Origin of the sequence: Nocardia sp. CS682 (genome assembly GCF_004634405.1) — a bacterium.
In the GTDB taxonomy this organism is placed as follows: Bacteria; Actinomycetota; Actinomycetes; order Mycobacteriales; family Mycobacteriaceae; genus Nocardia; species Nocardia ninae.
In genome coordinates this window covers 2,649,918-2,676,902 of record NZ_CP029710.1, presented here as the reverse complement: position 1 = coordinate 2,676,902, position 26,985 = coordinate 2,649,918, and the positions used below count along the sequence as shown (strand labels likewise).

At 67.8% G+C, this 26,985-nt stretch carries 19 protein-coding genes; 5 read left to right on the top strand and 14 right to left on the bottom strand.

What is annotated here, in order from left to right:
• Nucleotides 1-24: 24 nt before the first annotated feature.
• Nucleotides 25-936 carry a dihydrodipicolinate synthase family protein gene (locus DMB37_RS11985; RefSeq protein ID WP_135232761.1) on the bottom strand — a complete coding sequence of 304 codons (912 nt, stop codon included), beginning with the start codon at nt 934-936 and terminating at the stop codon, nt 25-27.
• A gap of 258 nt (nt 937-1,194) precedes the next feature.
• Nucleotides 1,195-2,694 carry an alpha/beta fold hydrolase gene (locus DMB37_RS11980; protein ID WP_240772355.1) on the bottom strand — a complete coding sequence of 500 codons (1,500 nt, stop codon included), beginning with the start codon at nt 2,692-2,694 and terminating at the stop codon, nt 1,195-1,197.
• A 224-nt stretch (nt 2,695-2,918) separates the two neighbouring features.
• Between DMB37_RS11980 and DMB37_RS11975 the strand changes: the two genes are divergently transcribed.
• Complete coding sequence (locus DMB37_RS11975) at nt 2,919-3,686, top strand: response regulator transcription factor (protein WP_135232760.1); 768 nt, start codon at nt 2,919-2,921, stop codon at nt 3,684-3,686.
• A complete protein-coding gene (locus tag DMB37_RS11970; RefSeq protein ID WP_135232759.1) occupies nt 3,686-5,008 on the top strand; it encodes a HAMP domain-containing sensor histidine kinase in 1,323 nt (440 codons plus the stop codon). Before DMB37_RS11975 ends, DMB37_RS11970 begins: the two co-directional genes overlap by 1 nt.
• Before the next feature lie 2 nt (nt 5,009-5,010).
• On the opposite strand, the gene DMB37_RS11965 is transcribed toward DMB37_RS11970, so the two are convergent.
• A complete protein-coding gene (locus tag DMB37_RS11965; RefSeq protein ID WP_240772354.1) occupies nt 5,011-5,799 on the bottom strand; it encodes an SAM-dependent methyltransferase in 789 nt (262 codons plus the stop codon).
• A 108-nt stretch (nt 5,800-5,907) separates the two neighbouring features.
• Nucleotides 5,908-6,948 carry a hypothetical protein gene (locus DMB37_RS11960; RefSeq protein ID WP_135232758.1) on the bottom strand — a complete coding sequence of 347 codons (1,041 nt, stop codon included), beginning with the start codon at nt 6,946-6,948 and terminating at the stop codon, nt 5,908-5,910.
• A 428-nt stretch (nt 6,949-7,376) separates the two neighbouring features.
• Between DMB37_RS11960 and DMB37_RS11955 the strand changes: the two genes are divergently transcribed.
• Complete coding sequence (locus tag DMB37_RS11955; RefSeq protein WP_240772353.1) at nt 7,377-8,378, top strand: alpha/beta hydrolase; 1,002 nt, start codon at nt 7,377-7,379, stop codon at nt 8,376-8,378.
• Between the two features lie 61 nt (nt 8,379-8,439).
• Here the strand turns inward: DMB37_RS11955 and DMB37_RS11950 are convergent, their stop codons facing one another.
• Together DMB37_RS11950 and DMB37_RS11945 are read right to left on the bottom strand one after the other, a co-directional pair.
• Complete coding sequence (locus DMB37_RS11950) at nt 8,440-8,691, bottom strand: hypothetical protein (RefSeq protein ID WP_135232757.1); 252 nt, start codon at nt 8,689-8,691, stop codon at nt 8,440-8,442.
• 9 nt (nt 8,692-8,700) lie between these two features.
• Nucleotides 8,701-9,987, bottom strand: a complete 1,287-nt coding sequence (locus DMB37_RS11945) for a S8 family serine peptidase (protein ID WP_240772352.1) — start codon at nt 9,985-9,987, stop codon at nt 8,701-8,703.
• Between the two features lie 555 nt (nt 9,988-10,542).
• On the opposite strand from DMB37_RS11945, the gene DMB37_RS11940 reads away from it, so the two are divergent.
• Entirely contained in the window at nt 10,543-10,941 is a 399-nt protein-coding gene (locus DMB37_RS11940; protein WP_135232756.1) for a hypothetical protein, read from the top strand.
• Nucleotides 10,942-10,987: 46 nt separating this feature from the next.
• Here the strand turns inward: DMB37_RS11940 and gndA are convergent, their stop codons facing one another.
• The gene (gndA, locus tag DMB37_RS11935; protein ID WP_135232755.1) at nt 10,988-12,442 is read right to left on the bottom strand and encodes an NADP-dependent phosphogluconate dehydrogenase; all 1,455 of its coding nucleotides are present in this window, start codon (nt 12,440-12,442) and stop codon (nt 10,988-10,990) included.
• A 272-nt stretch (nt 12,443-12,714) separates the two neighbouring features.
• Between gndA and DMB37_RS11930 the strand changes: the two genes are divergently transcribed.
• The gene (locus DMB37_RS11930; protein WP_135232754.1) at nt 12,715-13,674 is read left to right on the top strand and encodes a purine nucleoside permease; all 960 of its coding nucleotides are present in this window, start codon (nt 12,715-12,717) and stop codon (nt 13,672-13,674) included.
• 29 nt (nt 13,675-13,703) lie between these two features.
• Here the strand turns inward: DMB37_RS11930 and DMB37_RS11925 are convergent, their stop codons facing one another.
• From DMB37_RS11925 to DMB37_RS11895, 7 genes are all read right to left on the bottom strand, one after another.
• Nucleotides 13,704-14,543 (bottom strand): siderophore-interacting protein, encoded by an 840-nt coding sequence (locus DMB37_RS11925; protein ID WP_370465365.1) that lies wholly within the window; start codon nt 14,541-14,543, stop codon nt 13,704-13,706.
• Nucleotides 14,540-15,769, bottom strand: coding sequence for an enterobactin transporter EntS (gene entS, locus DMB37_RS11920; protein WP_135232753.1), 1,230 nt, complete (start codon nt 15,767-15,769; stop codon nt 14,540-14,542). The genes DMB37_RS11925 and entS overlap by 4 nt, the downstream gene beginning before the upstream one ends.
• On the bottom strand, nt 15,766-16,749 hold the full coding sequence (locus DMB37_RS11915) for an ABC transporter substrate-binding protein (RefSeq protein WP_240772351.1): 984 nt from the start codon (nt 16,747-16,749) through the stop codon (nt 15,766-15,768). The genes entS and DMB37_RS11915 overlap by 4 nt, the downstream gene beginning before the upstream one ends.
• 50 nt (nt 16,750-16,799) lie before the next feature.
• The gene (locus tag DMB37_RS11910) at nt 16,800-23,852 is read right to left on the bottom strand and encodes a non-ribosomal peptide synthetase (protein WP_135232751.1); all 7,053 of its coding nucleotides are present in this window, start codon (nt 23,850-23,852) and stop codon (nt 16,800-16,802) included.
• 159 nt (nt 23,853-24,011) lie between these two features.
• Complete coding sequence (locus DMB37_RS11905) at nt 24,012-24,839, bottom strand: ABC transporter ATP-binding protein (RefSeq protein WP_135232750.1); 828 nt, start codon at nt 24,837-24,839, stop codon at nt 24,012-24,014.
• Between the two features lie 10 nt (nt 24,840-24,849).
• Nucleotides 24,850-25,896, bottom strand: coding sequence for an iron chelate uptake ABC transporter family permease subunit (locus DMB37_RS11900; protein WP_135232749.1), 1,047 nt, complete (start codon nt 25,894-25,896; stop codon nt 24,850-24,852).
• A complete protein-coding gene (locus tag DMB37_RS11895) occupies nt 25,893-26,894 on the bottom strand; it encodes an iron chelate uptake ABC transporter family permease subunit (protein WP_255508376.1) in 1,002 nt (333 codons plus the stop codon). The genes DMB37_RS11900 and DMB37_RS11895 overlap by 4 nt, the downstream gene beginning before the upstream one ends.
• Nucleotides 26,895-26,985: the final 91 nt, after the last annotated feature.

The following is a 26,985-nucleotide window of genomic DNA, read 5'->3' as shown; positions in this document are numbered from 1 at the left end:
CTGCACCGATGATCTACCGACTGCTTACCGGTAGCCCTTGGCGAGCACGTCACGGGTGTCCTCGGTGAGCTTGGCGACCAGCTCGGGCGCCAGCGGAACACGCGGCGGGCGGCACTTGCCGCCTTGCCGTCCGGCCAGGTCCATCGACAGCTTGATCGCGTGCACGAACTGCGGCTTGGAGTCCCAGCGCAGCAGCTTGTGCAGCTCGCGGTACAGCGGAAGCGCCTTGTCCAGATCCCGGCTGACCGAGGCGTTGTACAGCTCGACCGTGGCCCGGGGGATGGCGTTCGGGTAGCCCGCGACCCAGCCGACCGCGCCGGCGATGCCGAGCTCGAGCAGTACGTCGTCCGAGCCGACGAGCACATCGAGTTCGGGTGCGAGTTCCTTGATCTCGTAGAAGCGCCGCACGTCACCGGTGAACTCCTTCACCGCGACGATCAGGCCCTCGCCGTGCAGTTCGGCCAGGATGTCGGGGGTCAGGTCGATGCGTGTGTCGAACGGGTTGTTGTACGCCACGATCGGCAGGCCGACCGCGGCCACCGTGCGGTAGTGATCGAGCACCGAGTCGCGCCCGCCGCGATAGGTATTGGGCGGCAACAGCATCACGGCCTGTGCCCCGGCCTCGGCGGCCTGCTCGGCCCACTTGCGGGCTTGCAGCGCCCCGTAGGCGGCGATGCCCGGCATCACCGTGAAGCCGTCCGGTGCGGCCGCGACGGCCGTGGTCACCACCCTGGCCCGCTCCTCGTCGTCGAGGGTCTGGTACTCGCCGAGCGACCCGTTCGGGCTCACCCCGTGGCAGCCGTTGGCGGCCAGCCACTGCACGTGCTGCGCGTAGGCGTCGTAGTCGACCGAGTAGTCCTCCGCGAACGGCAGGGTCGTCGCGACCAGGATCCCGTGCCAGGGCTTGGACCCGGCTGAGGTGATCGGTTCGGACATGGGAAGCCTCCATCTGCGCGAATGTTCCGGGCCGGGGAACCAGACCGAATGTCATGTGACGTGTGACATTGCACAAGGTAACGGAGTGACGGTGGTCACGCAAGAGGTGGGGAGTGACTGGGGATACGTTGGCGGATATCGGTGGAAGTTCTTGTAGCCCAGCTCCTTCCGTCCATCGGTGGGACGGCCGATGGTGCGGCTGATCGATTCACGATCAGCCGCACCATGGCAGAGCTGGGTTTTTGTTCGAGTGTTCGACTACTTCGGCACGGGGGTGACGGCGATCGGCGGGATGGCGTCCACGCAGGAGGTCGGGCCCGGGGCGCCGGTGCGGACGAAGCGGTTGACGATGCCTGCGATGCAGCCGGTGGGCTCCAGGTCCGGCACGTGACCGGTGTTGGGGACCGACAGGAAGGTCGCCTGCGGGAACCCGGCGGCTACGCGCTGGCCGTTCGCGTCGGGGGTGATGGCGTCGAGGTCGCCGGACAGCACCAGCACCGGAACATTCGGCAGGGCTTCGCGTGCGTGCACCGGTTGCGGGCGGGTGAACGCGGGCCACCGGATGCAGGCGTCGCCGCCGTCACGTTGTCCGGCGCTGAAGCCCGCGGCGCTGAAGGCGCCGACGCCGTCGGGGCCTGCCGCGGCGAGACCCTCGCGGTATTGCCGCTCGCGCTCGGGCAAGGCCGACTCGCGTGACCAGAGGTTGGGGTAGTCGTTGCAGGCGACGGTGATGTAGAGATCGATGCTCTCGGCGGTCGGCTCGGCGGCGGCACGTTCGGCCCACTGCCGCAGCGCGGTGTCATCGCCGTTCGCCGCCGTGTGCAGCGCGGCGGGCAGCATGCCGAGCAGGGTCGGTTGCCGCGGATCGGCGCCGACGCCGGTGGTCGCTACCTCGAAGGCTAGGGTGGCGAGCTTGCTTTCGCTGAGCTGCAAGGGATTCGGGCCGGTGATCGACAGGGGAGTGCCGGCCAGTCGTTGTGCCACCGTGCGCAGGTCGGCGACGGCCGTCGCGCCGTCACAGGCTCGGCTTCGGTCGCAGATGCGTTGTAGCGCAAGCGATACCGCTTCCGCGTTGGGTCGCGACAGCAGGTCGAAGTCGGGCGGGTAGGCGCCGGACAGCACGATGGACTGCACATGGTCGGGATGGCGTTCGGCATAGACCGGCATCAGGTAGGTGCCGTAGGAGATGCCGTACAGCACCAGCTTCGGGATGCCGAGCCGGGCCCGCACGGCGTCGAAATCATCGGCCGTCGCCGCCGAGGTGTATCCCGCCGCACGCGCGCCGAGCTGTTCGCCGCACGTCGCTACCGTCTGCTGCTGGTAGTCGCGGGTGCCGAGCTCATATCCGGCTTCGTCGGCGCCGCAGTCCACCGGGCTGGACAGGCCGGTGCCGCGCGGGTCGATGAGCAGCAGGTCGTGATCGTCGAGCAGCTGCGCGGCCAGTTGGGTGGCCTGTGCGGCGTGCGAGATCAGCGGTACCCCGGGGCCACCCGGATTCGGGGTGACGGTGCCCGCGGCGGGCACGTCCAGGTTGCTGCGCCGGATCAACGCGTAACTCACTGCGACCGTGCCCATTTCGGGTCGATCGGCCACCAGCGGTCGTGACTCCACGCCGCACTGGACCTGATGCCCGGGCACCGTCGGGCACCAGTCGGGACCGGGCGGCGGTGCACTGTCGCTGCCGCATCCGGTGACCAGCGTCGCGGCGGCCAGCGCGGCCAGCAAGCCCGCGAGCGACCGCATTCCCTTGCGCATCATCGAAATTCCCTTCGTTGGAGCATCTCCCGTATTCAGCGGAGTCGAGAGGAATCCTGCGTGGCAGACGTCAACGCTCAGCGAGGCCCGCGACAAAATTACGTAAGAATCCACCCGACCGAACGGCGCCGCACCCTCTCGCGGGATCCGCGCTGCCTAGGGGCCTCCGCAGTCGGTGCGGATCCCGCGAGAGGGTGCGGGAATTCTGGTCACTCGGCGGATGGGTGATGGCGGTCACGACGGGGGTGCTGGATCCGTTGGATTCGCTACTTACCAGCAACAATGTCAGCGTGACCAGATCGAGCTCGCCAGTGCCTGCCGCGTCCGTGCTCGTCGTCGAGGACGACCCGCATGTGCGCAGCACGCTGGATCAGTTGCTTCGCTTCGAGGGGTACCGCGTCCACCTGGCCGGTGACGGGCAGCAAGCGCTGGAGCTGCTCGAGCAGATACAGCCGGATCTGGCTGTGGTCGATGTGGTGATGCCGCGGTTGGACGGGTTGTCGCTGTGCAGGCTGCTGCGCCGACGTGGTGATCGGTTGCCGATTTTGGTGCTCACCGCGCGGCATCAGGTCGGTGATCGGGTGGCCGGGCTGGACGCGGGCGCGGACGACTACCTGGCCAAACCGTTCGCGACCGATGAACTGCTGGCCAGGCTGCGGGCGCTGCTGCGCCGCAGCACCCTGGACGAGGACGCGACCGTGCTTTCGGTCGCCGACCTGACGTTGCATCCGGCGACGCGCGAGGTGTTTCGCGGGCAGCGGCCGATCGAGCTCACCAAAACCGAGTTCGACGTGCTGGAGCTGCTGCTGCGCAATGCGCGAATCGTGTTGTCACGCAGCCGGATCTACGAGCACATCTGGGGATTCGACTTCGACACCGAGTCCCGCTCGCTCGATGTGTACATCGGCTATTTGCGGCGCAAGACCGAGCAGAACGGCGAACCGCGGTTGATCCACACCGTCCGCAACGTCGGCTACGCCGTGCGTCCCGCCTGATGTTGCGCGCCAGGATCACCCTCGTCGTCATCGTGGCCGTGGTGGCCGCGATCGTCGTCACCCTCGCCACGTCCTACCGCGGAGTCTCCGAGCTGGTCGCCGAGCAGATCGACCGCAGCCTCAACGACCGCGCCGACGCCGTGCTCGCGGTGTTGCCCGCCGTGCTGCCCGAGCGGTCCGACACCATCGAGCAACTGCTGTCGGCCGACGGCGCCGCACACCCGCTGATACCGGGGCACGTGTCGCTGCCGGTCGCCGAGGCCGACCGCGCGGTCGCCAGAACCGGCAGCGGCACCGCCGAGTACAACATCGAGCTGGACGGGCTGCCCTACGGCATCCTCACCAAGCCGCGCCCCGGTGGCGGCGCGGTGATGGTGGCGCAGCGGTACCAGGAACCCGAGCGCATCGATAACGAATTCCTGTGGCGCACCGGCGGTATCACCGCCATCGCGGTGGCGCTGTCGGCGCTGCTGAGCTGGCTGGCCATCGGCCGCATCCTGCGGCCGGTCCGGCGGCTGCTCGCCGCGACCGAGCAGATCAGCTCCACCCAGGACCTGTCGGTTCCGCTGCCACCCACGGGGCGAGACGAAATCGGCAGGCTCACCGGATCTTTCGACGCTATGCTCGGCGCACTACGCCGCTCCCGGGCCCAGCAGCAGCGGCTGGTCCAGGACGCCAGCCACGAGCTGCGGACCCCGCTGACCTCGATTCGCGGCAGCGCCGAATTGCTGCAACGGGCGCGGGGCCGGCTCGACCACGACGACGAGACCAAGGTGCTCGATACCTTGGTCAAGGAGTCCGCGGCGCTCGACGCATTGGTCGCCGAGCTGGTCGAACTCGCCACCGACCAGTACACCGCCGAAGAATCCACCGAGGTGGACCTGCCCACGCTGGCCGAGGACTGCGCGCAACGTTTCCGGCATCGCAGCGGGCGCGCCATCACCGTCACCGCGGACGATCCCACCCCCGTGCCGGCGCGGCCGCGGGCACTGGCGCGGTGTGTGGACAACCTGCTCAGCAACGCGATCAAGTTCAGCCCGCCGGACACCCCGGTCGAGGTGCACATCCGGCACACCGAGCTGACGGTGCGCGACCACGGACCCGGCATCGCCGCCGACGACACCACCGCGATCTTCGATCGGTTCTATCGCGCCGCGAACACCCAGGGCACACCGGGTTCCGGGCTCGGCCTCGCCATCGTCGCAGACATCGTCGCCGCGCACCACGGCACCGTTTTCGCCGAGCCCGGTCCCGGCGCGCGCATCGGTTTCCGGCTCCCGCCGATCGGGTCGTCCAGCGCGCACCGCCGCCGGCAGAGCTGAGGTCAGTCCTTGCGGCCGATGCCGCCGTAGATCACCAGCCGGGTAGCGGGCAGGCCGTCGACGAGCCATTCCTGCACCGGCGCCACACCGGGTTCGATCAGCTCGAACCCGTCGAAGAACTTCGCAGTCTGCTCCCGAGATCGGTAGACCACCTGGGATGGCGTGGCGTTGGTGTCCTCCTGCGACTGGCCGATGAAGTCCGGGTGGGTCTCGTTGGAGCCGTGGGTGATCGCGAGATAGCTGCCCGGCGCCATCACCTCACGGAGCTCGGCGACGATCCCGGCCGGGTCCTCGTCGTCCATCACGTAGTGCAGCACGCCGATGATCAGCACGGCTACCGGTTGGTCGAAGTCGATCTCGGCTTCGAGCTTCAGCCGATCGATGATCGTCGCCGGTCTGCGAATGTCGGCCTGCAACGCCGTCACGCCGGGCGCCGTGGCCAGCAGCGCGTCGCAATGCGCGTGCACGACCGGGTCGTTGTCGACGTAGGCCACCCGGATCGAGGAGTCGATCTTGCCGGCCACCTCGTGCACGCTGGGGGAGGTCGGAATGCCCGCGCCGAGATCGATGAACTGGCGGACACCGGACTCGGCGGCCAGCTCCACCGCCTTCACCAAGAACTGCCGGATGTACCGGGCCAGGGTTCTGGTGTCGGGGGCGATGGCGAGCATGCGTTCCGCGACCTCGCGGTCGATGTCGTAGTTGTCCTTGCCGCCGAGTAGGTAGTCATAGATCCGGGCCGAGCTCGGCACCTTCGGGTTGAGTCCTGGCGCTCGATCTATGTCAGACAAGGTTTCCTCCCGATCCTCGACCATAATCGTAGCGATCATCACCGCTGGATGGTTTGTCTAGTCTTGGTTCGACCGGCGTCGATGCGGGCCGGGTAGCGCGCTCGCGAATTACTCACTCGCCGTTAGTGTATTGGCTCGTGCCATCAGGTCGTCGGCCACCGCCCGTGGTCGGCGGCCGAGACCACAGGCGGTGGCCACGCCGTCGACCGGCCGGCCGAGTGCCTGCTCGATGAGCTGCAATGTCTGCCGCTGCTGCGCCTCGGTCGGCAGGTCGTGCACCAGGCCCGCATAGAAGGCGGTGCCCGCACGAAGCGTCAGCTTGCTAAGGGGCGCATAGAATTTCGGCTCGGCGGACGGTGGTTTGTCGCCCGCCGCGAACGGTCCGTGGAGGTACTCCAGGGTCCGGTCCGCAGGCCAATGCCGGACGACCGAGTTGGCCAGATCGACCAGCGGCCGGGCGGTGCGCAGGGTGGCCCTGGCTTTGTTGTTCATGCTGCCGAGACACAGGTGTACGCCGATGCGGGTGCCCGGCGGTGCCGCCGCCGCGAGTTCGGCGATGCCTTTGCCGAGGCCGAGTGCACCGTCGACCAGTCGGTGCAGTGGCTGAGTCTTGGCCATCAGCACCAGCTCCGCGGTGGCCTCGAGCTGGATGACGACGTCGTCACCGGCCAGTGCGCGGATCGCGACGATGTCGCGCACCGTCGCGTCGGTGAAGGCCTTTTTGTTCTGCAGCAGACCCGAAGCGCCCATCGCGATGAACGCCATGGTGAAATCGGTCGGCATGCCGATCTGTAACGCGAGGCCGGGCAAATCCCTTGCCGCGCGCAGCGATGCGAATATCGGTACCGCTTCCTCGGCCTCGCGGCGATAGCCGAGATCCATCATATCGCCGGTGAGCTTCTTGCCGCCTGCGGCGCGATAAATGGTGCGGTTCCGGCTGGTGTTCCACTGGCCGATTTTCTTCGTCTCCAAAGCGCCTTGCGTTACCAGATCTTCGATGATCGGGCGGATGTAGAACTCGTAGCGTCGCGTCTCGCCGGTGGGCAGTGTCCGTAGTCGTGATCCGGTGCTGTCGAGCATTGCTCTCATCGCTTCCGCAGTGCTCTCAGCCGGAAAACTTCCTACGAAGTGCACCGCTCGCGTACCCATGGGGCGGATACTAGACCGACGGTTTGCTGTGCGCGCTCCACAATAGGAGTCGTTGCCCTTCCGTTACGACCTACGCTGGGACGGGTGCGCAGGCGATCCGCATTACCACCTGGTCGCTGCGAAACCGTCTGCCCGGGGCCATCATTCGCCGAGTTATGGTGGACACGCCGACGGCGCGGGCCCCCCGAGGTCGACTTCGCGACTCTCATTCCACCGATGGCCGACTGAGCAACTGTCCAACTGGGTGGCGCGGTTTACCAAGTGGGGCAATGTATCTCCGTCGGTGTGGCCGACAGTGGGGGATCTCCCCCTAATCTCGGTGATAGGTATTGCGCATGGATGAGTTCGCGGGTTAGCCTCCGGGTTGATGACTCAACAATGGGTGCCACAATGGTTACCCTCGTGTATCTCCGAGGGGAGAGCGTCGCGTGCGGGCTTCGATCTGGTTATTTGTCGTATCAACAATCCTCTGTCTCGCGCCGGGCATCGCCCGTGCTGATCACCCTGCGTTATCCGAAAACTGCACTGCGATTTCCTTTCCGGTGCCACCGACCGGAAATCTAGCCGCCGACTTGTGTATGCCGGCCACGCCGACGGACATCATCATGGTGTTGATGCCGGGCTCCAATTACAACCACACCTACTGGGATTTCCCTTACGCCCCTGAGACTTATAACTTTCGGCGCGCGATGAATGCCGCAGGGTACGCGACACTGGTGGTCGATCGGTTCGGCAACGGAAACAGCACTCGGCCGCCGAGCGCGTCGCTGACCGCGACCGGTTCGGTGCAGGCCCTGCATCAGCTCGTCGGCGCGGTCCGGCAGGGGCTGCCCGGTGTGCAACCGTTCCGGAAGGTCATCACCGGCGGGCATTCGCTCAGCTCCGGCATCGCGGTCATCGAGGCCAGCACCTACCACGACGTCGACGGTGTGCTGCTGACCGGGTTTTCGCACAGTCTGAACATGGCCGGAACGCTCAGCGTGGTCGGCACCTATTATCCGGCGGCGCAGGATCCGCGCTTTGCCGGGCAGGGCTACGACCCCGGCTATCTGACCACGCGGCCCGGCACGCGGGCCTTCGATTTCTACGGTGAGGGTAATTACGATCCCGCGGTGCTCGCGACCGACGAGGCGACCAAAGAAGTCTTCTCACTGACCGAGTATCCGGACGGCCTGACCTCTACCCTGCCGCCGACAACCAACTTCATCGACGTACCGGTGCTGGTCACCAACGGTAGCGCAGATCGGTTGTGCCTCAACGCATGCGCGAACACCGCGGCCCTGGCCGCCGCGGAGGCACCGTACTTCGGCCCCGCCGCCAAGTTACGCACCTACGTGCTGCCCGGGAGCGGGCATTCGATGAATCTGGCCCGCAATACCGCTGAATATCAAGCAGCAGTCAAGGATTGGATGTCCTCGATGTTCAAGTGACGGGCCGGCCGGCCACGAACCGTGTATGCGGGCTCGTGGCCGGCGGGCCGGGCAGCGCCGCTCACGCGCTGGGCTCAGCGCCCGATCCGTTGCCCGGCTCGATGCGCGGGTCGGCGAAGATTTGGACATCGGGTCCATAGGTATTCACCCGAGCCGCCGCCGCATCGGTCACCCGCAGGGCGTACAGCCCGGCCTCCGGATCCACCGGGACCAGACCGAAGGCGATATCGACGTCGTCGACGGTGAGCTTCAGCTCGCGCAGCGCGGCGGTCAGGGTCGCCTCCCGGGGGAGCCGAATGGTGAGCAACGGCATGCCCCTACGTTACGCGCGGGACGTGGTTCGTTTCAGTTCCGCGAGGATCGCGGCCGCGTCGACGACGCCGTATCCGTAGTCGTAGTTGTACCCCCCGGCCTGCGCGGCCGCGGTCCGCTGCACCAGGGCCCGCAGCTGGGCGGGCGGCAACTCGGTCGCCGACCATTCGGTGCGGACGGCCGCGACCAGGCCCGCCGCGACCGGGCACGCCGCGGAGGTGCCGGTGTCCGGGTCGGTCGCGCCGAAGGCCGTCGACCCGAGGAAGTGGGTGTAGGCGCAGACGTCCGGCTTGCGTGCGGTCAACCGGCCCGGCCCCTGGGACGAGTAGCCCACCCGCTGGCCGGCGGTGTCGACGCCACCGATGGACAGGACGCTCGGATGCGAGTTGGCCCCGCCGATCGGCTTGTCCTTGTATGCGCAGCGGCCGTCCGGGCAGTCCCGCCCGCAGTTGCCCGCGGCGAAAAGGATGTCGGCGCCCGCGGTCTCGAGCGAGCCGACGATCACGTTGAACGGGTGGGATGGATTGTCGGAGTAGTTACCCGGCTGTCCGACCGGAAAATCCCAGCTGGGGGAGAACGAACCCCAACTGTTGCTGATCACCAGAGCGCGCGATGCGGCAGGCTGATCGGTGAGCACCGTGCGCAGGTGGGCGTAGGCGGCCAGCGCGTCCGACAGCAGCCCCTCCATCACCGTGCCGCCCGGTCGCCTGCTGCGCAGCACCGGAATGTCGATCAGCGCGGCCTTCGGTGCGCCGATCAGCGCGTCGAACGCGCACATCGTGCCGTGGTCGACGGGGAACTCTCCCGCAGTTCCGCTGACTCCCGGCGGGTTCCAGCTACGCGCCTTGTCGATCGTCACCGGCCCGCCCCGCACCTGCTTGACCCGTGCGGCATTGATGCCGGTGTCGACGATGGCCAGCGCCACCGACGCACCGTCCAAGCCTGCGGCCGTCAGATCGCCGTGATGCAGCAGAGTTTCGACATCGTGCCAGTTGCCGACGGCGGGCGTGTCGCCGCAGGTGAGATTGGTCTGAATGGCGGGATCGGCGAATACTCCGGTGACGCCACGCGAGGCAGACAATTGCGACAAACTTTCCGCGAGACCGTCGTCGTCGATCACCCCGCGCACCACGACCGACGCATTGTCCGGTGGCAATGCATAACTCAACTGATCGGATTCGGTCACGGCGGCAACACTTTTCGGTATCGCCACGGGCGCGAAGGAATCATCGAGCTCGATGCCGCGCAGATGCCCGGCAATGTCGGCGGAGGCGACCGGAACCGCGCGATCGGCCACTGCGGTAATCAGATCGACGGAAGGGCGAAGCTGAATAAGTACGCGCATGTCCGACATAATGCCGCCCTCCGGCCCGAAGTTCGCGTCGGCCACGCCACATACGGCCGAACTCGACACGGCTGTCCGGGCCGCCACGGCGAGAACCGCAAGCTGCCAGCAATTTCTCGGAACAGGGTGTCATATATCACAATACGCCGACCGCTACGCCCGACGGCGCCCCTGATCGAACCCTAGGGGCAGCGGGCGGGTGGGTTCCGAAGCGAGCGTCTCGCATCGTTTCCGCTAGTCATAGCCAGAACGGCTGTGGTGCAAACATATTGATGTCTTGTGGGCCGGGAAACCCTCTGCTAGCGCATCTTTCGGCGCCGAGCGACTGTCACGTCACCTTGACGATCGCTAGTCTCGAAGGGGGCGCCCGCCGCCGCTGGACCTATTGGCCGGTGCGGCAACCAGTTTGGACCAGTGCATCTCGATATTTGATGGGACGGTGTGATGAAATCACGAAAACTCTCAGGCTTATCGGTAATCGCCGCTATCTCGGGTATCACGGCAACGATGGTCGGTGCCCCCGCCGCCTTCGCCGCTCCGCCCGCGCCGTCGGACAAACTGTGCACCATGTCCTACCCCGTCCCGGCGGGCGACTTCACCACCCCGGCATCCAGCGATGTATTCGCGATCTCCAGTAACGGCACGCTCGATCTGAAGCTCCAGACGAATGCGGGAACGGATAACGCCTACGAACAGAAATTCTCCGTGGTCTGGGCGAATATCGACACCGGCAAGAGTGGCGTGGCGGATACCTCCGCCGTGGTGAAAGGCCCGGAGAACGTCCTGTCCATCCCCGCGGTCGAGACGAAACCCGGCCGACTTGCGTTGACCCTCAGCGTGTTCAACCACGGCGAGGGCCAGAACTACACCAACGGCGAATGCAGCGTCGAGTTCCAGGCGCAGTAACCGAACGGCCCGGCCGATGGTAGGCCGGGCCACTCGGGTCGAGGTTTCAGTCGGCCTTGATCTCGCTGCGGTCGCCGCTCCACAGCGTGTGGTACTTGCCAGGCAGGTCGATCCGCTCGTAGGTGTGCGCGCCGAAGTAATCACGCTGAGCCTGGGTGAGGGCGGCCGGGAGGCGCTCGGCGCGCAGGCCGTCGTAGTACGCGAGCGACGAGGCGAAGGCAGGCACCGGGATGCCGAGCTGGACGGCGGCCGAGACCACGCGGCGCCAGCTGTCGATCGCGTTCTCGATGGCCGCCTGGAAGAACGGGTCCAGGATCAGGCTCGGCAGCTGCGCGTTGGTGTCGTAGGCGTCCTTGATGCGGTTCAGGAAGCGGGCGCGGATGATGCAGCCGCCGCGCCAGATGGTGGCGAGGTCGCCGGGGCGCAGGTTCCAGTCGTATTCGGTGCTCGCCGCGGCGATCTGATCGAAGCCCTGGGCGTAGGCGACCACCTTGGACGCGTACAGCGCGCGCTCGATGTCCTTGGTGAACTGCTCGACGTCGGTGGGCTTGTCGGCGAGCCGGCCCGACGCGAGCCCGACGGCGGCGCGGCGCTGGCCGGTCGCCCCGGACAGAGCGCGGGCGAACACCGCTTCGGCGATACCGGTCACCGGGACGCCGAGGTCGAGGGCGGCCTTGACGGTCCAGCGGCCGGTGCCCTTCTGCTCGGCCGCGTCGAGGATGACGTCCACGAGCGGCTTGCCGGTCTTCGCATCGACCTGGTTGAGCACCTCGGCAGTGATCTCGACGAGGTAGCTCTCCAGCTCGCCCTGGTTCCAGCCGGTGAACACGTCGGCGATCTGCTTGGCGTCCAAGCCCAGCGCGTCGCGCAACAGGTGGTAGGCCTCGCCGATGAGCTGCATGTCGGCGTACTCGATGCCGTTGTGCACCATCTTCACGAAGTGACCCGAGCCGTCCGGCCCGATGTGCGTGCAGCACGGGGTGCCGTCGACCTGCGCGGCGATCGACTCCAGCAGCGGGCCGAGCACCTCGTAGGACTCCTTCGGCCCGCCCGGCATGATGGCCGGACCGTTGAGCGCGCCTTCCTCGCCGCCGGAGATGCCGGCGCCGACGAAGTGCAGGCCGCGCTCGCGCAGCGACTTCTCCCGGCGGATGGTGTCGGTGAACAGGGCGTTGCCGCCGTCGATGATGATGTCGCCCTCGTCCATGGCGGCGGCGAGTTCCTCGATCACCGCATCGGTCGGATCGCCGGCCTTGACCATGATGAGCACCCGGCGCGGCTGCTGCAGCGCGCCGACGAACTCCTCGATCGTCTCGGTGCGGACGAAATCGCCCTCGTCGCCGTGCGCCGCGAGCAGCGCGTCGGTCTTGGCGATGCTGCGATTGTGCAGTGCGACGGTGTGTCCGTGCCGGGCGAAGTTGCGCGCGATATTGCTCCCCATCACCGCGAGGCCGGTGACCCCGATGTGGGCGCGTGCGTTCGATCCCGCCGAAGACGTCATGCTGAAGGGCCTTTCACTCGGCGCGGACCCGGCCGCGCTCCACTGACTTCTCGACTTGTGAGCGTGCTGCTGATCGCCCTGGCAAGCGGTGCGCACCGAAGCCACAGGTAGCCGCTCCGGTGGTTCCGCTTGTGTCGCAAGAGAACCTGCCGTCCAACCTACATGGGTACCCTGCCGGGCTCGTCGGGTCGGCCCCGGTTCGAGAAGCTCGACGTTCGTGCAGGTCACCGGCGCGGCGCGGTGTGCAAGGGGCCTTGGCATAGGATCGCCGGGTGCCCCTACGTCGCTGGATAGTCGCGTTGACGGTGTTCACCACGGTCGCCATGACCGCGGGCTGTGGCGACGGGGGAAAATCCGCCGCGGACCCGGTCGAGGTCGGCGTGCTGGTCATCACGATGTTCGATCCGGAGACCGAACCGTGGTTGCAGCGGGAGTCGTTGCCGATCACCGTCGAGGTGCCTGCCGCGTATAAGCCGGTGCACTGCAACACCGACGGACTGTGCGTCGCCGAGACCGGGCAGGGCAAGACCAATGCCGCGGCCACCATGATGGCCCTGCTGGACAGCCCGAAACTCGACTTCACGAAGGCCCACTTCCTCACCGTTGGCACCGCGGGCGCGCCGCCGGACCAGGTCACCCTCGGCTCGGCGACCTGGGCCCGCTGGGTCGTCGACTTCGATCTCGGCAACCACCTCGTGCCCGCCGAGGCGCCGAGCCTGCCGCACGGTTACCGCCCCGTCGAGAGCTACAACACCGCCGCCTATCGGCTGAACGACAAGCTGGTCGACACCGCCTTCGGCCTGACCGAGCACGCCACGCTGGCCGACAGCCCCGAGGCCGCCGCCGAACGCGCGCTGTTCGGCCAGCCCGACCGCAAGCCGTCGGTGACCAAGTGCGACACCATGACCGGTGACGACTGGTTCTCCGGCAAGGAGCTCTCCGACACCGCCCGGCACATCATGGGTGTGCGCACCAACGGCCAGGGCAGCTACTGCACCACGCAGATGGAGGACAACGCGACGGCCGCCGTCCTGGACCGGCACGGCTACCTCGACCGTTACCTGACCCTGCGCACCGTCAGTAACTTCGACCAGCCCTACCCCGGCCAAACCGTGCTCGATCACCTCGAACAGCAGTCCGCAGGCTTTCGCCTCTCGCTGGACAACGGCTACACCCTCGGCCGCACCGTGGTGGACTACCTCCTGAAGAACCCGTACGAGCCCGCCCGCTGAGGCGCCGCTGTCCGAGGGCGCCGACCACCTTATTCGTCTCGGTCGTAGTCGGCGATGCCGCGCTTCCAGTACCCGGCGATCAGGTAGTCCTTCGCGGCGATGCCGAGGTCGTTGCGCACCCAGCGGCGCAGGGGTTTCAACACGCCCGACTCGGCGGCCAGCCACGCGTAAACCCGTTCTCCGGCAGGCACTTCGATACTGCGGACAGCCTTTTCGAAGGCGTCCCCGGTGCCGGGTTCGGCCGCGCCGCGATGCACCCAGCGCACGTCGACAGCGGCAGGCGCATCGAGGGGAATCTCCTCCTCGGATCCGCGCACCTCGATGACCGCCCATCCGGATGCCGTGCGCGGCAACCATTCCAACCAGCGAGCGATGGCGGGCAGGGCGGTGATGTCACCGGCGAGCAGATACTTGTCGTAGGTCTTCGGCACTACTTCACCGCCGGGCGGGCCCGCGATGTGAATCCTGGTGCCCGGCTGAACCTGCAACGCCCACTCCGAGGCGAGACCGCCGGGGTGAATGGCGAAGTCGATATCGAGTTCGCGGTCCTCGGCGCTGAAGCGGCGTACCGTGTATTCGCGCGATACCGGTCGCGGCGAGCCCCAGTGCAGGGAGAGCCCGTCCCTGCGGGGCAGCAGCAGCACACCCTGCTCGTCCGGAAAGATCAGGCGCACATGCTCATCCGGAACGTAGCTGTGGAATCCGGCGAGATCCTCGCCGCCGAAGGTGATGCGCAGCAGGCCGGCGCCGACCTTTTCCGTGCGGATCACCTCCACATCGCACAATCCGATCGGATATCCGACTTTGGCCCCGTGCTCACCCGACAGCACCTCGACGATGCGTTCGGCGTAGGCGGCACGATCCATCATGGCTTCTCCTTTCTCAACAGCGGCGCGGCGGCCAGCGACGCCAACGCGACGAGTACCAACACGGATAGCCCGTATGCCACGAGAGCGGTTCCAGGCGTGAAGAATTGGCCGACGACCCCGGCCACCATGGAGCCGATGGCGGCACCGGTGACGGACTGCACCATGAGCAGGCCCGAGAGGCGGCCGCGCAGCTCCTCGGGAGCGTCCCGCTGCAGAATCGCGTAGCGCAGCACCATGTTCAGCGCACGGGCCAGACCGAATCCGGCCAGGCCGAGGAATACGAGCGCGGCGTGCGGTGCGACCCCGGCGACGATGACTCCGATCGGCATGAGCGCCAACGAGATCAGCAGTGCGAGGCCCGGACGGCGAGTGCGGCCGATCCACCCGCTGGTGAGCGAGCCGAGTACCGCGCCGGCGCCGGGTGCGGCATAGAGCAGGCCGAGAGTGGTCTCCCCCACGCCGAGTTCGTCCTCGGCCAAGGCGGGCAGCAATACCAGCGGACCGCTCACCATCATGGCGATGGCGCCGGTCAGCAGGGCCGCACGAATAACCTTGTGCCGGGCCGCGAACGTGATGCCGACGGCCAGCTCACGCAGCGGATGCGCGATTTCCCGCACCGGCGGCGGCTGCGGCCCGATGGACCGGATGAGTCCCACGGTGGCCGCGGTAGCGCCCGCACAGAGGAAAAACGGCAGCGCCACACCGGTTTTCGCGATCAGCAAGCCTGCGATGGCCGGGGCGATCATGGTACCCAGATCGGTGGTGAGCGAGGTCAGCGCACCGGCAGCCGCCACCTTGTCCCGTCCCACCAGCATGGGGACGAGCGCCATGAGCGCCGATCCGCTGACCCCGCCGGCCAGGCCGTCGACCACGCCGGCGGCGTAGACGACGGCCAGCGATGGATGCGGCAGCAGCGCGTTCACCCCGAGCACGAGAAACCCGAAACCGGCCGCGCTGCGCGACCATTGGATGACGTCGCGCCGGTCGAACCGGTCCGCGATCACCCCGCCCGCCAGACTCCCGGCGAACAGGGCGATCGCGGTGATCGTGGTGACGCCTGCGACCTGCAGGGTCGATCCGGTGGCCTGGTAGACCTGCACGGGCAGGGCCACCATGAGCAGTCCGATACCGAGCACCGAGATCAGCCGGGCCGCAAAGGCATTGCGGAACTCCCGGCTGGCGCGCAGGGGCGAGGTATCGATCAGCAGGCCGCCGAGGGGTGTCACTTGAAGCGCTCCGCCAGCAGGTCGAGGGTGGACATGGCGCTGCGGTAATCCGGACGCTGGCTGGTGGTCGGCAGTTCGTAGACCTGGCCTGCCCGGAACGCAGGCAGTTGGGCCAGCATCGGGTCTTCCTTCAGCTGGGCGATGTTGCGGCCGCCGTCGAGCGTGACCACGAACAGCACCGGGGCGTCGACGACGGTGCTCAGCAGTTCGGGGCTGAAGCTCACCCAGTCGCCGGCCGCAGGGCGGGGCGGGTTGCCTGCCTTCGCCTCGACCTTGTCGTCCATGGTGATGCCGACCGAGGACAGCAGTGCGGCCAGCGGGGTGTTGGGGGCGACCAGGGTGGGCTTGTTGTCCTTGCGGGACTGCATCACCGCGGTAGCGCCCTGCGGCACCTTGATACCGGCCTTCACCTTCGCGACCTTGTCGTTGTACGCGGTGATCAGCTTGTCCACCTTCGCGGACTGGTTCACGATGTCGGCCACCGACTTCAACTGGTCCTGCCAGTTGGTGATGTTGGACGGCACCAGCGCGGTCGGGGCGATGGCGGTGAGCTTGTCGTAGTCGTTGATCGACTGCTGGCCCGGGTAGCCCGGTCCGCCGCCGATGATCAGGTCCGGCTGCTGGGCGGCGATGAACTCCAGGTTCATGCTGTCGCCGGACGGCACCGCCTCGGTGCCCTGTTGCTTGGCGTCGGCGGCCCAGGCCGGGGGGAACTCACCGGGCTTCAGCGTGACGCCGAGGGCGCGCGGATCCGCGGCCTTCACCTTCGCGCCGAGGTCGTAGAGGTATCCGGCGAGCGCACCGTTCACGACTACGATCCGCTGCGGATCGGCGGGCACGGTGACGACGCCCTTCGCGGTTTCCACCTGGCGGGTGCCGGACTTGCTCGACTCGTCGGAGGTCGAGTTTCCGCAGGCCGCCAGCACCGCGACCAGCGCGAGGATGAGCAGAGCTGCGGCGGCACGAACGCGTGCCGTCATTCGGTGAACTGACATGGATGGGTGTTCTTTCTGTCTTGTCGGGGGAGAGGTCATGCGCGAATCGCCGGATCCACGTCGAGTAGCGCCGCGACCTCGGTCCAGCCCTTCGGGGACACGATGTCGAAGTGCGAGTAGGGGAGTCGCCGTACCACCAGCCGGGCGCCGGCGGCCCGCCACCCGGTCAGCTGCGCCTCGACGCGTCCGGGTTCGGTGCCGGTGTCGGCGGCATACAGGGCCATCGGGCCGCCGTAGCACGGCGATTCGGACTCGGTGACCATACGCAGCAGCGCCGTCGCGGCCGAGCGGATGGCCGCCGCGAGCTCCGGCTGGTCCTCGGGAATTTCGGGCAGCAGCCGGTCCAGCTCGGCGGGGTCGGCGAGGCTGCGAACGGCCCGGTCGGTGAGATCGGACAGCGGATGCGAATCGATCAGGCCAACGTAGGCGAGTTCGTCGCCCTCGGCCGCCATGGCCGCGGCCAGTGCATGCACGATATTGCCGCCCAGTGAATAGCCGAGCAGATGGTACGGACCCTGCGGCTGGATGCGGCGGATGGTGGCCAGGTAGTGCCGCGCCAGATCATCGAGCGTGTGTGCTTGGAAATCGTTGTCGCTCGAGACCGGTAGCTGCAGACCCACGATCGGCCGTTCGGCGCGCAGCAGCCGGGCCAGCGGACCGAACTGCCATGCGGTGCCGCCCACCGGGTGGACGCAGAACAGCGGTGCGGCCGAGCCGCCCGTGCGCAGTTCCAGCACGTGATCGAGGCGCCGGCCCAGCATCGCGAGTCCATCGACCGACGGCGACACGCCCGGCGCGGCTGTGCCGAGGCGCGCCGCGAGCGCGCGCGGGGTGGGTGCGGCGAACACATCGTCGAGCACCGCAGCGATACCCGCACGACCGAGCCGTCCGATCAATCGCACGGCCGAGAGCGAATGGCCGCCCGCGGCGAAGAAGTCGTCGTCCGCTCCGATATCGGGGGCCGATAGCACAGCGGCCATGGCCGCGCGGACGACGTCGAGTCGGCCCGCGTTACGGACGACGGTCGTCGTCTCTACCGGCTCGGGTGCGGCGGAATCCGGCACCGGGAGCGCCTTGCGGTCGATCTTCTCGCTGGCGGTGCGCGGAATATGGTCCAGCACCAGGAGCGCGGCCGGAATCATGTACGCGGGCAAGACCGGACGCAGCTGTTCGCGCACCGCCTCGGTGTCGAGTTCGACCCCGGACCGGGCGATGAGATAGGCGACCAGGCGCTGATCGCCCGGGGTGTCCTCCCGCAGCAGCACGACGGCCTGGGCCACACCCGCGCAGGTGAGCAGTGCCGATTCGATATCGCCGAGCTCGATCCGCTGGCCGCGCAGTTTCACCTGGCTGTCGCCGCGGCCGACGTACTCGAGTTCACCGGCGGGGTTCCACTTCACCAGGTCGCCGGTGCGGTACATCCGGTCGCCGCGGCCGTACGGGTCGGCGAGGAATGAGCCTGCCGTGAGGTCCGGGCGGGCGAGGTAGCCGCGGGCCAATTGCACACCGGTGAGATACAACTCGCCGACCGTTCCGGCCGGGACCGGGCGTAGCCGCTCGTCCAGGACGCGAACGCCGGCTCCGCTCGCGGGGCGCCCGATGGGGACGGACAGGGTGTCGGCGTCGGTGGTCTCGTGGTAGGTGATGCACACGGCGGCCTCGGTGGGGCCGTAGAGGTTGTTGACGTGTGCGCCGGTGTCGGCCCGGACGCGGTGGGCGGTGGCGGGCGGGAGGGCTTCGCCGCCGGTGATGACGCAGCGCAGATCGTTGCCGGTGAGGTCGGTCTCTTCGGCCAGGACGGTGAGCATGGAGGTCGTCATCTGGACGGTGGTCACGTGCTCGTCGCGCATCAGCTGCGCCTGGTAGTACGGGTCCTTATGACCATCGGGCCGGGTCATGACGATGCGAGCGCCGACAAGCAGCGGAAGGAACAGTTCCAGCAGGGAGGCGTCGAAGATGGGCGGGGTGCGGTAGAGGACGGTGTCGGCCGGGCCGAAATGCTGTTGGCGCTGGAGCCATTCGAAGGTGTTGACGATCGCCGCGTGGGCGACCGTGACGCCCTTCGGGACGCCGGTGGAGCCGGAGGTGAACAGCAGGTAGGCGGAGTTCGCGGGGCGCAGCGGGGAAACCCGCTCGGCGTCGGCGATCTCGATGTCGGCGAATCCGGTGGTATCCAGCTGGTCGACGGCGACGACCTGGGCTCGGCCAGTAGCGAAACCATCGGCAGAGGTGCTGAGAACCAATGCCGGAGTCGCGGTTTCGAGGATGCTGTCGATCCGTTGCGCCGGCTGTTCCGGATCGATCGGCAGGTAGACGCCGCCGGATCGGATGATCGCGTGGGCGGCTACCACCGCGTCGAGGCAGCGATGCATTGCCACCGCGACCACTGTTTCGGGGCCGATAGCCTGTGCGATCAGCCAGCGAGCCAGGCGGTTCACCCGGGCATGGAAGTCGGCGTAGTCGACCGTGACGCCCTCGGCAGTGACGGCGGGAGCAGCGGGATCAATCACCGTCGTGCCCCAGGTTGCGAGGGTTTCGCCGTGGGTTTCCCGCGGCCGAACCGTCTCGGTGACCGCCGCAACGGTGGCATCGGGATCGGCGGTCAGCGCGGTGAGTACCGCGCCGAGTCGGTCCGCGAGCCGGGTGGCGACCGCCTCCGGCACTGCCGCCGGATCATGATGCAGCAGTAGGTCGAACGTTTCATTGGGCCGCGCGGTCACCACGATCGGGTAATGGGTGAGGCTGTGCACGGCGACATCGGTCACCCGCAGCTGATGGTGTTCGGGCTGTCGCAGACCGGATTTCGGGAAGTTCTCGAAGACGACCAGGCTGTCGAACAAGCGGCCGAGGCCGACGGCCCGCTCCACGGTGGCCAGACCGAGGTAGCCCCGGGTCTGCATCTCGAACGAGGTCCGCTGGAAGTCGGCGAGCTGATCCGGCAACGAGCGCCGCGAATCCAGGTGCAGCCGAACGGGAACCGTATTGCTGAACAACCCGACCGTGGTCTCGACATTCGCCAGCTCCGCGGGACGGCCGGAGACGACCGTGCCGAAGACGATATCGGTGCGGCCGAGATGGTCGGCCAGCACCATCGACCAGGCGCCTTGCAACAGGGTGTTCACGGTGAGCCCGAAGTGCCTGCTCACCTTCTCCAGGGCGGTGCCGAGGTCGTCGGGCAGCGGCACCCGCAGACCCACGGCGTGCGAGCGCTGTCCGGCGATGCCGACCAGCGACGGTGCGGGCAACCCGGTCAGATAGTCGCGCCAGCGTTGCAGCGCCGCCTCGGTATCGCGGGTACCGAGCCAAGCCAGATAGTCACCGTAATAGCCGGGTACCGGCAGTGTTTCGCCGTCGCCGTGGTACAGCGCGAGCGCCTCGCGCAGCATGATCGGCACCGACCAGCCGTCGGCGAGCAAGTGATGCGCCAGCAGGATCAGCCGCTGCGAGGTGTCGGTCATGCGAATCAGCAGGACCCGCAGTAGCGGTGGCGCGGAGATATCGAACCGCTCGCCACCGGCTTGCCGCTCCAGATCGCCTGCGGCCCGGTCGACCTCGTCGGCGGCGAGCGTGCGCAGATCCTCGACACGCCAACCCAATTCGGGCGAACTGGGTAGCACCTGCACCGGCTGGTCGAACTGCTGGTAGCAAAACGCCGCACCCAGATTAGGATGGCGAGCCAGCATCCGCTCGAAGGCCGTCCGCAGTCGATCCGGCTCGACCGCACCGGCCAGCTCGAAACGCGCTGTCATGGTGTAGATGTCGTCGTCACCATCGCGCAGCGCGTGGAACAGCAACCCTTCCTGCAATGGCGAGAGCGGCAGCACGTCGGCGACCGGGCCGTACCGCGCCGTCAGCTCGTCGATGCTCTGCTGCGGCAGCGCCATCGCGATACCGCGCGCCACCGCAGGGGCAGCGGGGGATGCAGTGCCGGACGCCGCCGCGGCAGCGGTGGCGGCGAGCTCGGCCAGCGGACGCCGAGTCAGCAGGTCCTGCGGCGACAGGATCAACCCCTGCTCGCGCAGCCTGCTGCTCACACTGATGGCGGTGATGCTGTCGCCACCGACACCGAAGAAGTCATCGTCGACACTGACTGCGTCATGGCCGAGCGCGGTCGAGACGACCGCGCAGACAGCCTCTTCGGCAGGCGTTTCCGGTGACCGCCCACCCGCATCGGACGGTGGTTCGGGCAGCGCCCGCCGATCCAGCTTCCCGTTGACCGTGTGCGGGAGCGCATCCAGCACGACCAGGCGCGACGGCACCAGATGGTCAGGCACCACATCAGCAAGCCGCGAGCGCAATTCGACGGAGTTCAACACAGTGGCGCCGACCGGCACCACATACCCGATCAAGGTGGGTCGCCCGGCGATCTCACGAATGTCGGCAGCAGCGGCCCGCACCTCGGGTAACGCGTCCAACGCCGCCTCGACCTCGCCCAACTCGACGCGATGCCCGCGAATCTTGACCTGATTGTCGACCCGTCCCAGGTATTGGTAGCCGAGCCCGGGAACCCACCGCGCCCGATCACCGGTGCGGTACATCCGCGCCCCCGGCGGACCGTATGGATCGGCGACGAACCGATCCGATGTCGCGTCGGGACGACCGAGGTAGCCACGGGCAAGCTGTTGCCCTGCCACGTACAACTCCCCGACTTGTCCATCCGCGACAGCCTGCAACCCGTTGTCCAGCAAGTAGATCCGCGCGCCGGGCAGCGGCTGCCCGATATACGGCACCTCGCCGCGCACCGAAGCCGCGATGGCATCGACGGTGGACTCGCTCGGCCCGTACAGATTGACCGCCGTGATCCCCGCTCGCTGAATGCTCTGCCACAACTCCGGTGAACAAGCGTCCCCGCCGAGCACCAGCAGCTGCGGCGCGATACCCGCTAGTCCATGCTCCAGCAGCCCGGCGGCAAAGGCGGGCGTTCCATCGATGACATCGATCCGATCCCGCCGCATCGCCGCGACGAGGCCGGCGGGATCCCGCCGAATCTTACTGTCGTACACCCGAACACAATGCCCGTCGAGGATCCACAGCAACGGATCCAGCGCCGCATCGAAGGCGAACGACGTCGTATGCGCCACCCGTAGCGCCCGGCCCCCGGCCCGCGCCGCTGTTTCGGCGTACATTCCGCCTCGATGTGCGGCCACCAAACGTGCCAGCGCACCGTGGTCCACCAGCACGCCCTTCGGCCGCCCCGTAGACCCGGAGGTGTAGATCAGATAGGCGCCGTGCTTCGAATGCTCTTGCGCCGCAACCTCGTCTACCGACCGAACGTCGGAATGCTCGGTCAGCTCGGCCTGGTACTCAGCGCTGTCGATATCCACCACGCGGACCTGATTTGCCGGGGTGAGGTCCACTGCCAGCGACCCGGCGCTCAACACCAATTCCGGTGCGGCGTCGTCGATCATGTCGAGCAATCGGGGTGTCGGATGTTCCGGGTCGAGGGGCAGGAAAATGCCGCCTGCCCGCCACACCGCGAACAGGGCCACCACGAACTCCGCCGAGCGCGGGAGGGCTACGCCGACGACCGATTCCGGGCGGATTCCGTTGGCGCGCAGGTAGTGCGTGAGGCGATCGACCCGGTGGGTGAATTCGGTGGCGGTCCACTCCACGCCATCGGCGGCGAGCACGATTGCGTCAGGGTGCTCGGTGACCATGCGGTCGAGGGCCTGCGGAACCAGCTCGATGGGCGCGGCGTCGGCCGGTACCGAGCGTGCGGCCAGCAGTCGGTCGCGCTCGGCGCGGTCGAGCAGCTCGAGGGCGCCGACAGGCGGCTTGTCCACGCCGGTGAAGGCGTCGATGACCCGCATCAGGCCGTCGACGCGGCGGCGGACGGAGTCGCCGTCGTTGGTGCGAGGGTCGGATTCGAAGCCCAGCAGGATCGTGTCGTCCGGAAGGGGAGTGACCACCAGGCCGAGGTCTTCGGGCGGGCCGCCTGCCACATTGCGGAGCACGCCCCTGGAGCCGTCGAAGTCGAGGGCGAAGTCGAAGATTTTGAGGTTCATCCCGACTCCGTGCAGGAGTTCACCGGCGCCGTAGCCGTGGAAGTCGCGGGCCAGGTCGTCACCGCTGTAGCGCTGATGGGCGCGGACCTCGCGCAGGGCGGCGGCTACTCGCACGGCGAGCTCGCCGAGGCGGTCGTCGGCGCGGACGGGCAGGCGAAGCGGGAGGACATTCACGGCCATGGCCGGAGTGGTCAGGGCGGCGCGGCCCACTCGGCCCATGAGCAGCATGGACAGGACCACATCGGAGCTGCCGAGCTCGCGCTGGAGATAGGCGGTGTAGCAGGCGATCAGGATGTCGGCCCAGGTGACGCCGTAGTTGTCGGCGCATTCCTTGAGGAGTGCGAAGGTCGCGGCGGAGAGGATGCCTTCGCCGCGGATCGTGTGCTCGACGGCGCCGCCGACATGGCGGCCGCGACCGTCCAGGTCCGGCCATGGCGTCAGCTGGCTGCGCCAGAACTGGCGGTCCTGTTCGAACTGTTCGCCCGCGCGATACTCCTGCTCCTCGGCGACGAGGGCGGCAATGGTGCCGAAAGTCTGTTTCGGAGGCTTGGTTCCGCGCCGCAGGGAGGTGTAGTGCCCGGCCACGCGGCGGGACAGCAGGGCAGCGCTGTAGCCGTCGACAATCAGGTGGTGGTAGAGCTGCACACACCAGACCTCGGTGTCGCTCAGCCGGATCAGTGTGTAGTTGTACAGCTGGCGATCGACCATGGCGCGGCAGTACTCAGCGGCGCGGTGGCGTTCGAGGGCTACCGCTTCGTGCGCAAGCGCCAATGGCTGGGCGGCTGCCCGCAGGTCGATGGTCGGCCGCAGTTCGGCTGCCGCATCGGTCACGAATTGCCGTGGGCCGTCGCCGGTTTCGCGGAACCGCAGCCGCATGTTCTCGGATTCGGCGACGGTGCGCCGGATGGCCTCAGCCAGCAGATCGACGTCGATGGTCGCCTCGCCGGAGATCTCGAGCACCTCACCGACGAGGTAGCGCCCGGATTCCGGATCGAATCGCTGGGCGTTCCAGATGCCCAGTTGCGCTCCGGTGAGCGGCAATCCGGGATGACCCGTGCTCTCGTCCCGTTCCACCACTCCCATGGCAACTCCTTCACCATCTACCTAGTGCGCCCCCCTCCCTCGGTCCACCCGGGCTCGATGAGAGTCCAGCAGGGAGGACTGAGGATAGGTTAACCTAAATTCAGTTTCAACAGAAAAAGGTGACCCTCCCCACCGGATCGGCCATTTCCCGGTGCCGTGTCAGCTCACGCCCGCCGCGTTCTCCGCAAGCGGAATCACGAGTGGCGCACCGGTTTCCGGGTCGTCGATGATCCGGCAGCCGAGGGCGAAGACCTCCCGCACCAGCTCGGCGGTCGCGATCTCGCGCGGCGCACCGGCGGCGATCACCCGGCCGTCCCGCATGGCGATGAGGTGATCGGCGTAGCGGAAGGCGTGGTTCAGGTCATGCAGGACGGCGACCACGGTCCGGCCGGAGTTGCGGTTCAGCGAGCGGCACAGATCCAGCAGTTGGATCTGATGCGCGATATCCAGGTAGGTGGTCGGCTCGTCGAGCAGAATGATCGGCGTCTCCTGCGCCAGCACCATGGCGACCCAGACGCGTTGCCGCTGCCCACCGGAGAGCTCGTCGACCGAGCGGGCCGACAGGTCGGTGACGCCGGTGGCCGCCATGGCCGCGGTGACCGCGTCTTCGTCCGCCTGCGACCACTGGCGTAGCAGGGTCTGGTGCGGATATCGGCCGCGCGCAACCAGATCCGCGACCCGGATGCCGTCCGGGGCGGTGGAGGATTGTGGCAGCAGACCGATGCGGCGGGCCACCTCCTTGGCTGGATAGTCGGTGATGGCCTTGCCGTCGAGCAGCACGGCACCGTCTTCCGGGGCGAGCAACCGAGCCAGCGCACGCAGCATGGTGGATTTTCCGCAGGCATTGGGGCCGATGATCACCGTGAAGGCCCCGTCCGGAATATCCACCGAGAGTTGGTCACTGATGGTCCGGCCGCGATAGCCGAGGCGCACCCGGTCGGCCCGCAATCGGACCCGATCCTGCTGTGCGCTGTGCTTGTCGTTCATCGTCGTTCCCCTAATTCCGTCGCGCCTCGGCGACCAGCACATATGCCAGATAGACCCCGCCTACCGAGACGGTGACCACGCCGACGGGCAGCGCGGTGGGTGCGAATATCCGCTGCGAGATCCAGTCGCAGGTCACCAGCAGCAGCGCACCCATGGCAGCGGCGGGAGCCAATGCGGTGGAGGCGGTGCGCGCCAGGCGGCGGCCCAATTGTGGTGCGGCCAAGGCCAGGAAGGCGATGGGTCCGGCGACGGCGGTGGCGACGGAGCAGAACGCGACGCTCAGCACGATCAGTAGTACGCGATCGCGTCCGACCCGGATGCCGAACGCCTGCGCCAGATCGTCTCCCAATTCCAGGACGTGCAAGCGGGACGCGGTGGCGAGAGCGGCCACGCCGAGGACTGCCAGCAGGATGAGCGTGGGCGCGACCTGCGCCGAAGTGGCCCTGCTCAGCGACCCCGCGCCCCAGGCGGCCGCCGACATGGCGGCGGTGAGATCGGCGCGCAGGATGAGCCAGGTATTGACCGAGGCCAGCATGGCGCTGACGCCGATGCCAACGATGATGAGCCGGAAGCCGGTGACATTGTGCCGGAAGGCCAGCAGCTGAATGGCGAGGGCGGCAGCCAGTCCGCCGACGAACGCGCCCGCCGAGGTCTGGAATCCGCCGCCGCCCAGCGTCAGCATGACGATGAGCGCACCGGTGTAAGCGCCGGTGTTGAAGCCGACCAGATCCGGGCTGCCGAGCGGATTGCGCGTCACCGATTGCAGAATCGCGCCGCTCACCCCGAGTGCCGCGCCCAACGCCAGGGCCAGCACCACCCGCGGAAGTCGCCAGTCCCACACCACGAGTCGGTCGAATCGCTGATCCCCGATGAACAGCGCGCGCAGTACCCGATCCGGTGGAATCGGGTAATCGCCGGTGCCGAGCGACAATACGGCCACGGACAGTGCCGCGACGACGAGAATCGCGCACACCACCACGGTGCGAACACTCACCCGAACGGCGAGGCGCCGGGTTCGGACCACCAGCACCGAGTGCCCGAAATCGATGGCGGTCATTGCTCGCTCACCCGGGTACGCCGCGCCAGCCAGATCAGGATGGGTGCACCGAGGAACGCGGTCACCAATCCCGCCGCCACTTCATCGGGCCGAACCAGTACGCGCCCCAGCATATCCGCGCCCAGCACCAGAATCGGCGCGAGCAGCATGGAGTAGGCGATGACCCAGCGCTGGTCGGGTCCGACGATCCAGCGGGCGATATGCGGCACCGCCAGGCCGACGAAGGTGATCGGGCCCACCGCGGCAGTCGCGGTGCCGCACAGCAGGGTCAGCGACGTGACGGTGAGCAGCCGGGTCCGCCTGATGTGCACCCCCAGTGCGTGGGCGAGATCGTCACCGAGGGCGACGGCATTGAGCGAGCGCGCGGCGATCACCGCCGCCACCAGGCCGAGGAGAATGAACGGCGTGGCACCGGTGATGACGTCGTAGCCGCGCCCGGTCAACGCTCCGGCATCCCAGTTCCGCATATGGTCGAAGGCCTTGGGGTTCAGCAGTATCAACCCCTTGGTGAGTCCGGACAGCACGGCCGTGATGGCGACCCCCGCCAGCGTAAGCCGGACCGGATCCGTCCCCTGCCTGCCCGCGGTGCCCAGCCGGTAGACCACGACCGAAGCCACTGCGGCGCCGATGAACCCGAACCACACGTACGACGTGATCTCGGTGACTCCCAGAAAAGCGACCGCCATCGCGATGACGAAGGCCGCCCCGGCATTGATGCCGAGCAGTCCCGGATCGGCCAGCGGATTACGCGTCAGCCCCTGCATGAGGCAGCCGGCCACGCCGAGCGCGAGTCCGGCGAGCAGCCCGAGCAGCGTGCGCGGCACCCGGTACTCAGTGATGACCAGCGCGTCCGCCGACTCGCTTGCGTTCCAGAGCGCATCCCACACCTGCCCGGCCGGAATGGCCTTGGTCCCGATCATGAGACTGAGCAAGCAGGCAGCGATCAGTACGGCAGCCGCCAGCAGCCACCCCGGCCAGCGCCTAGGCCGTACGCGCATACCTTCCATCTGGTAATTTCTCCACGACTTCCGAGCTGTAGCAGGGCCTCCGGAGCAGGTTTCGCCGGGCAGGCGCCGGGGTCTCCATCGA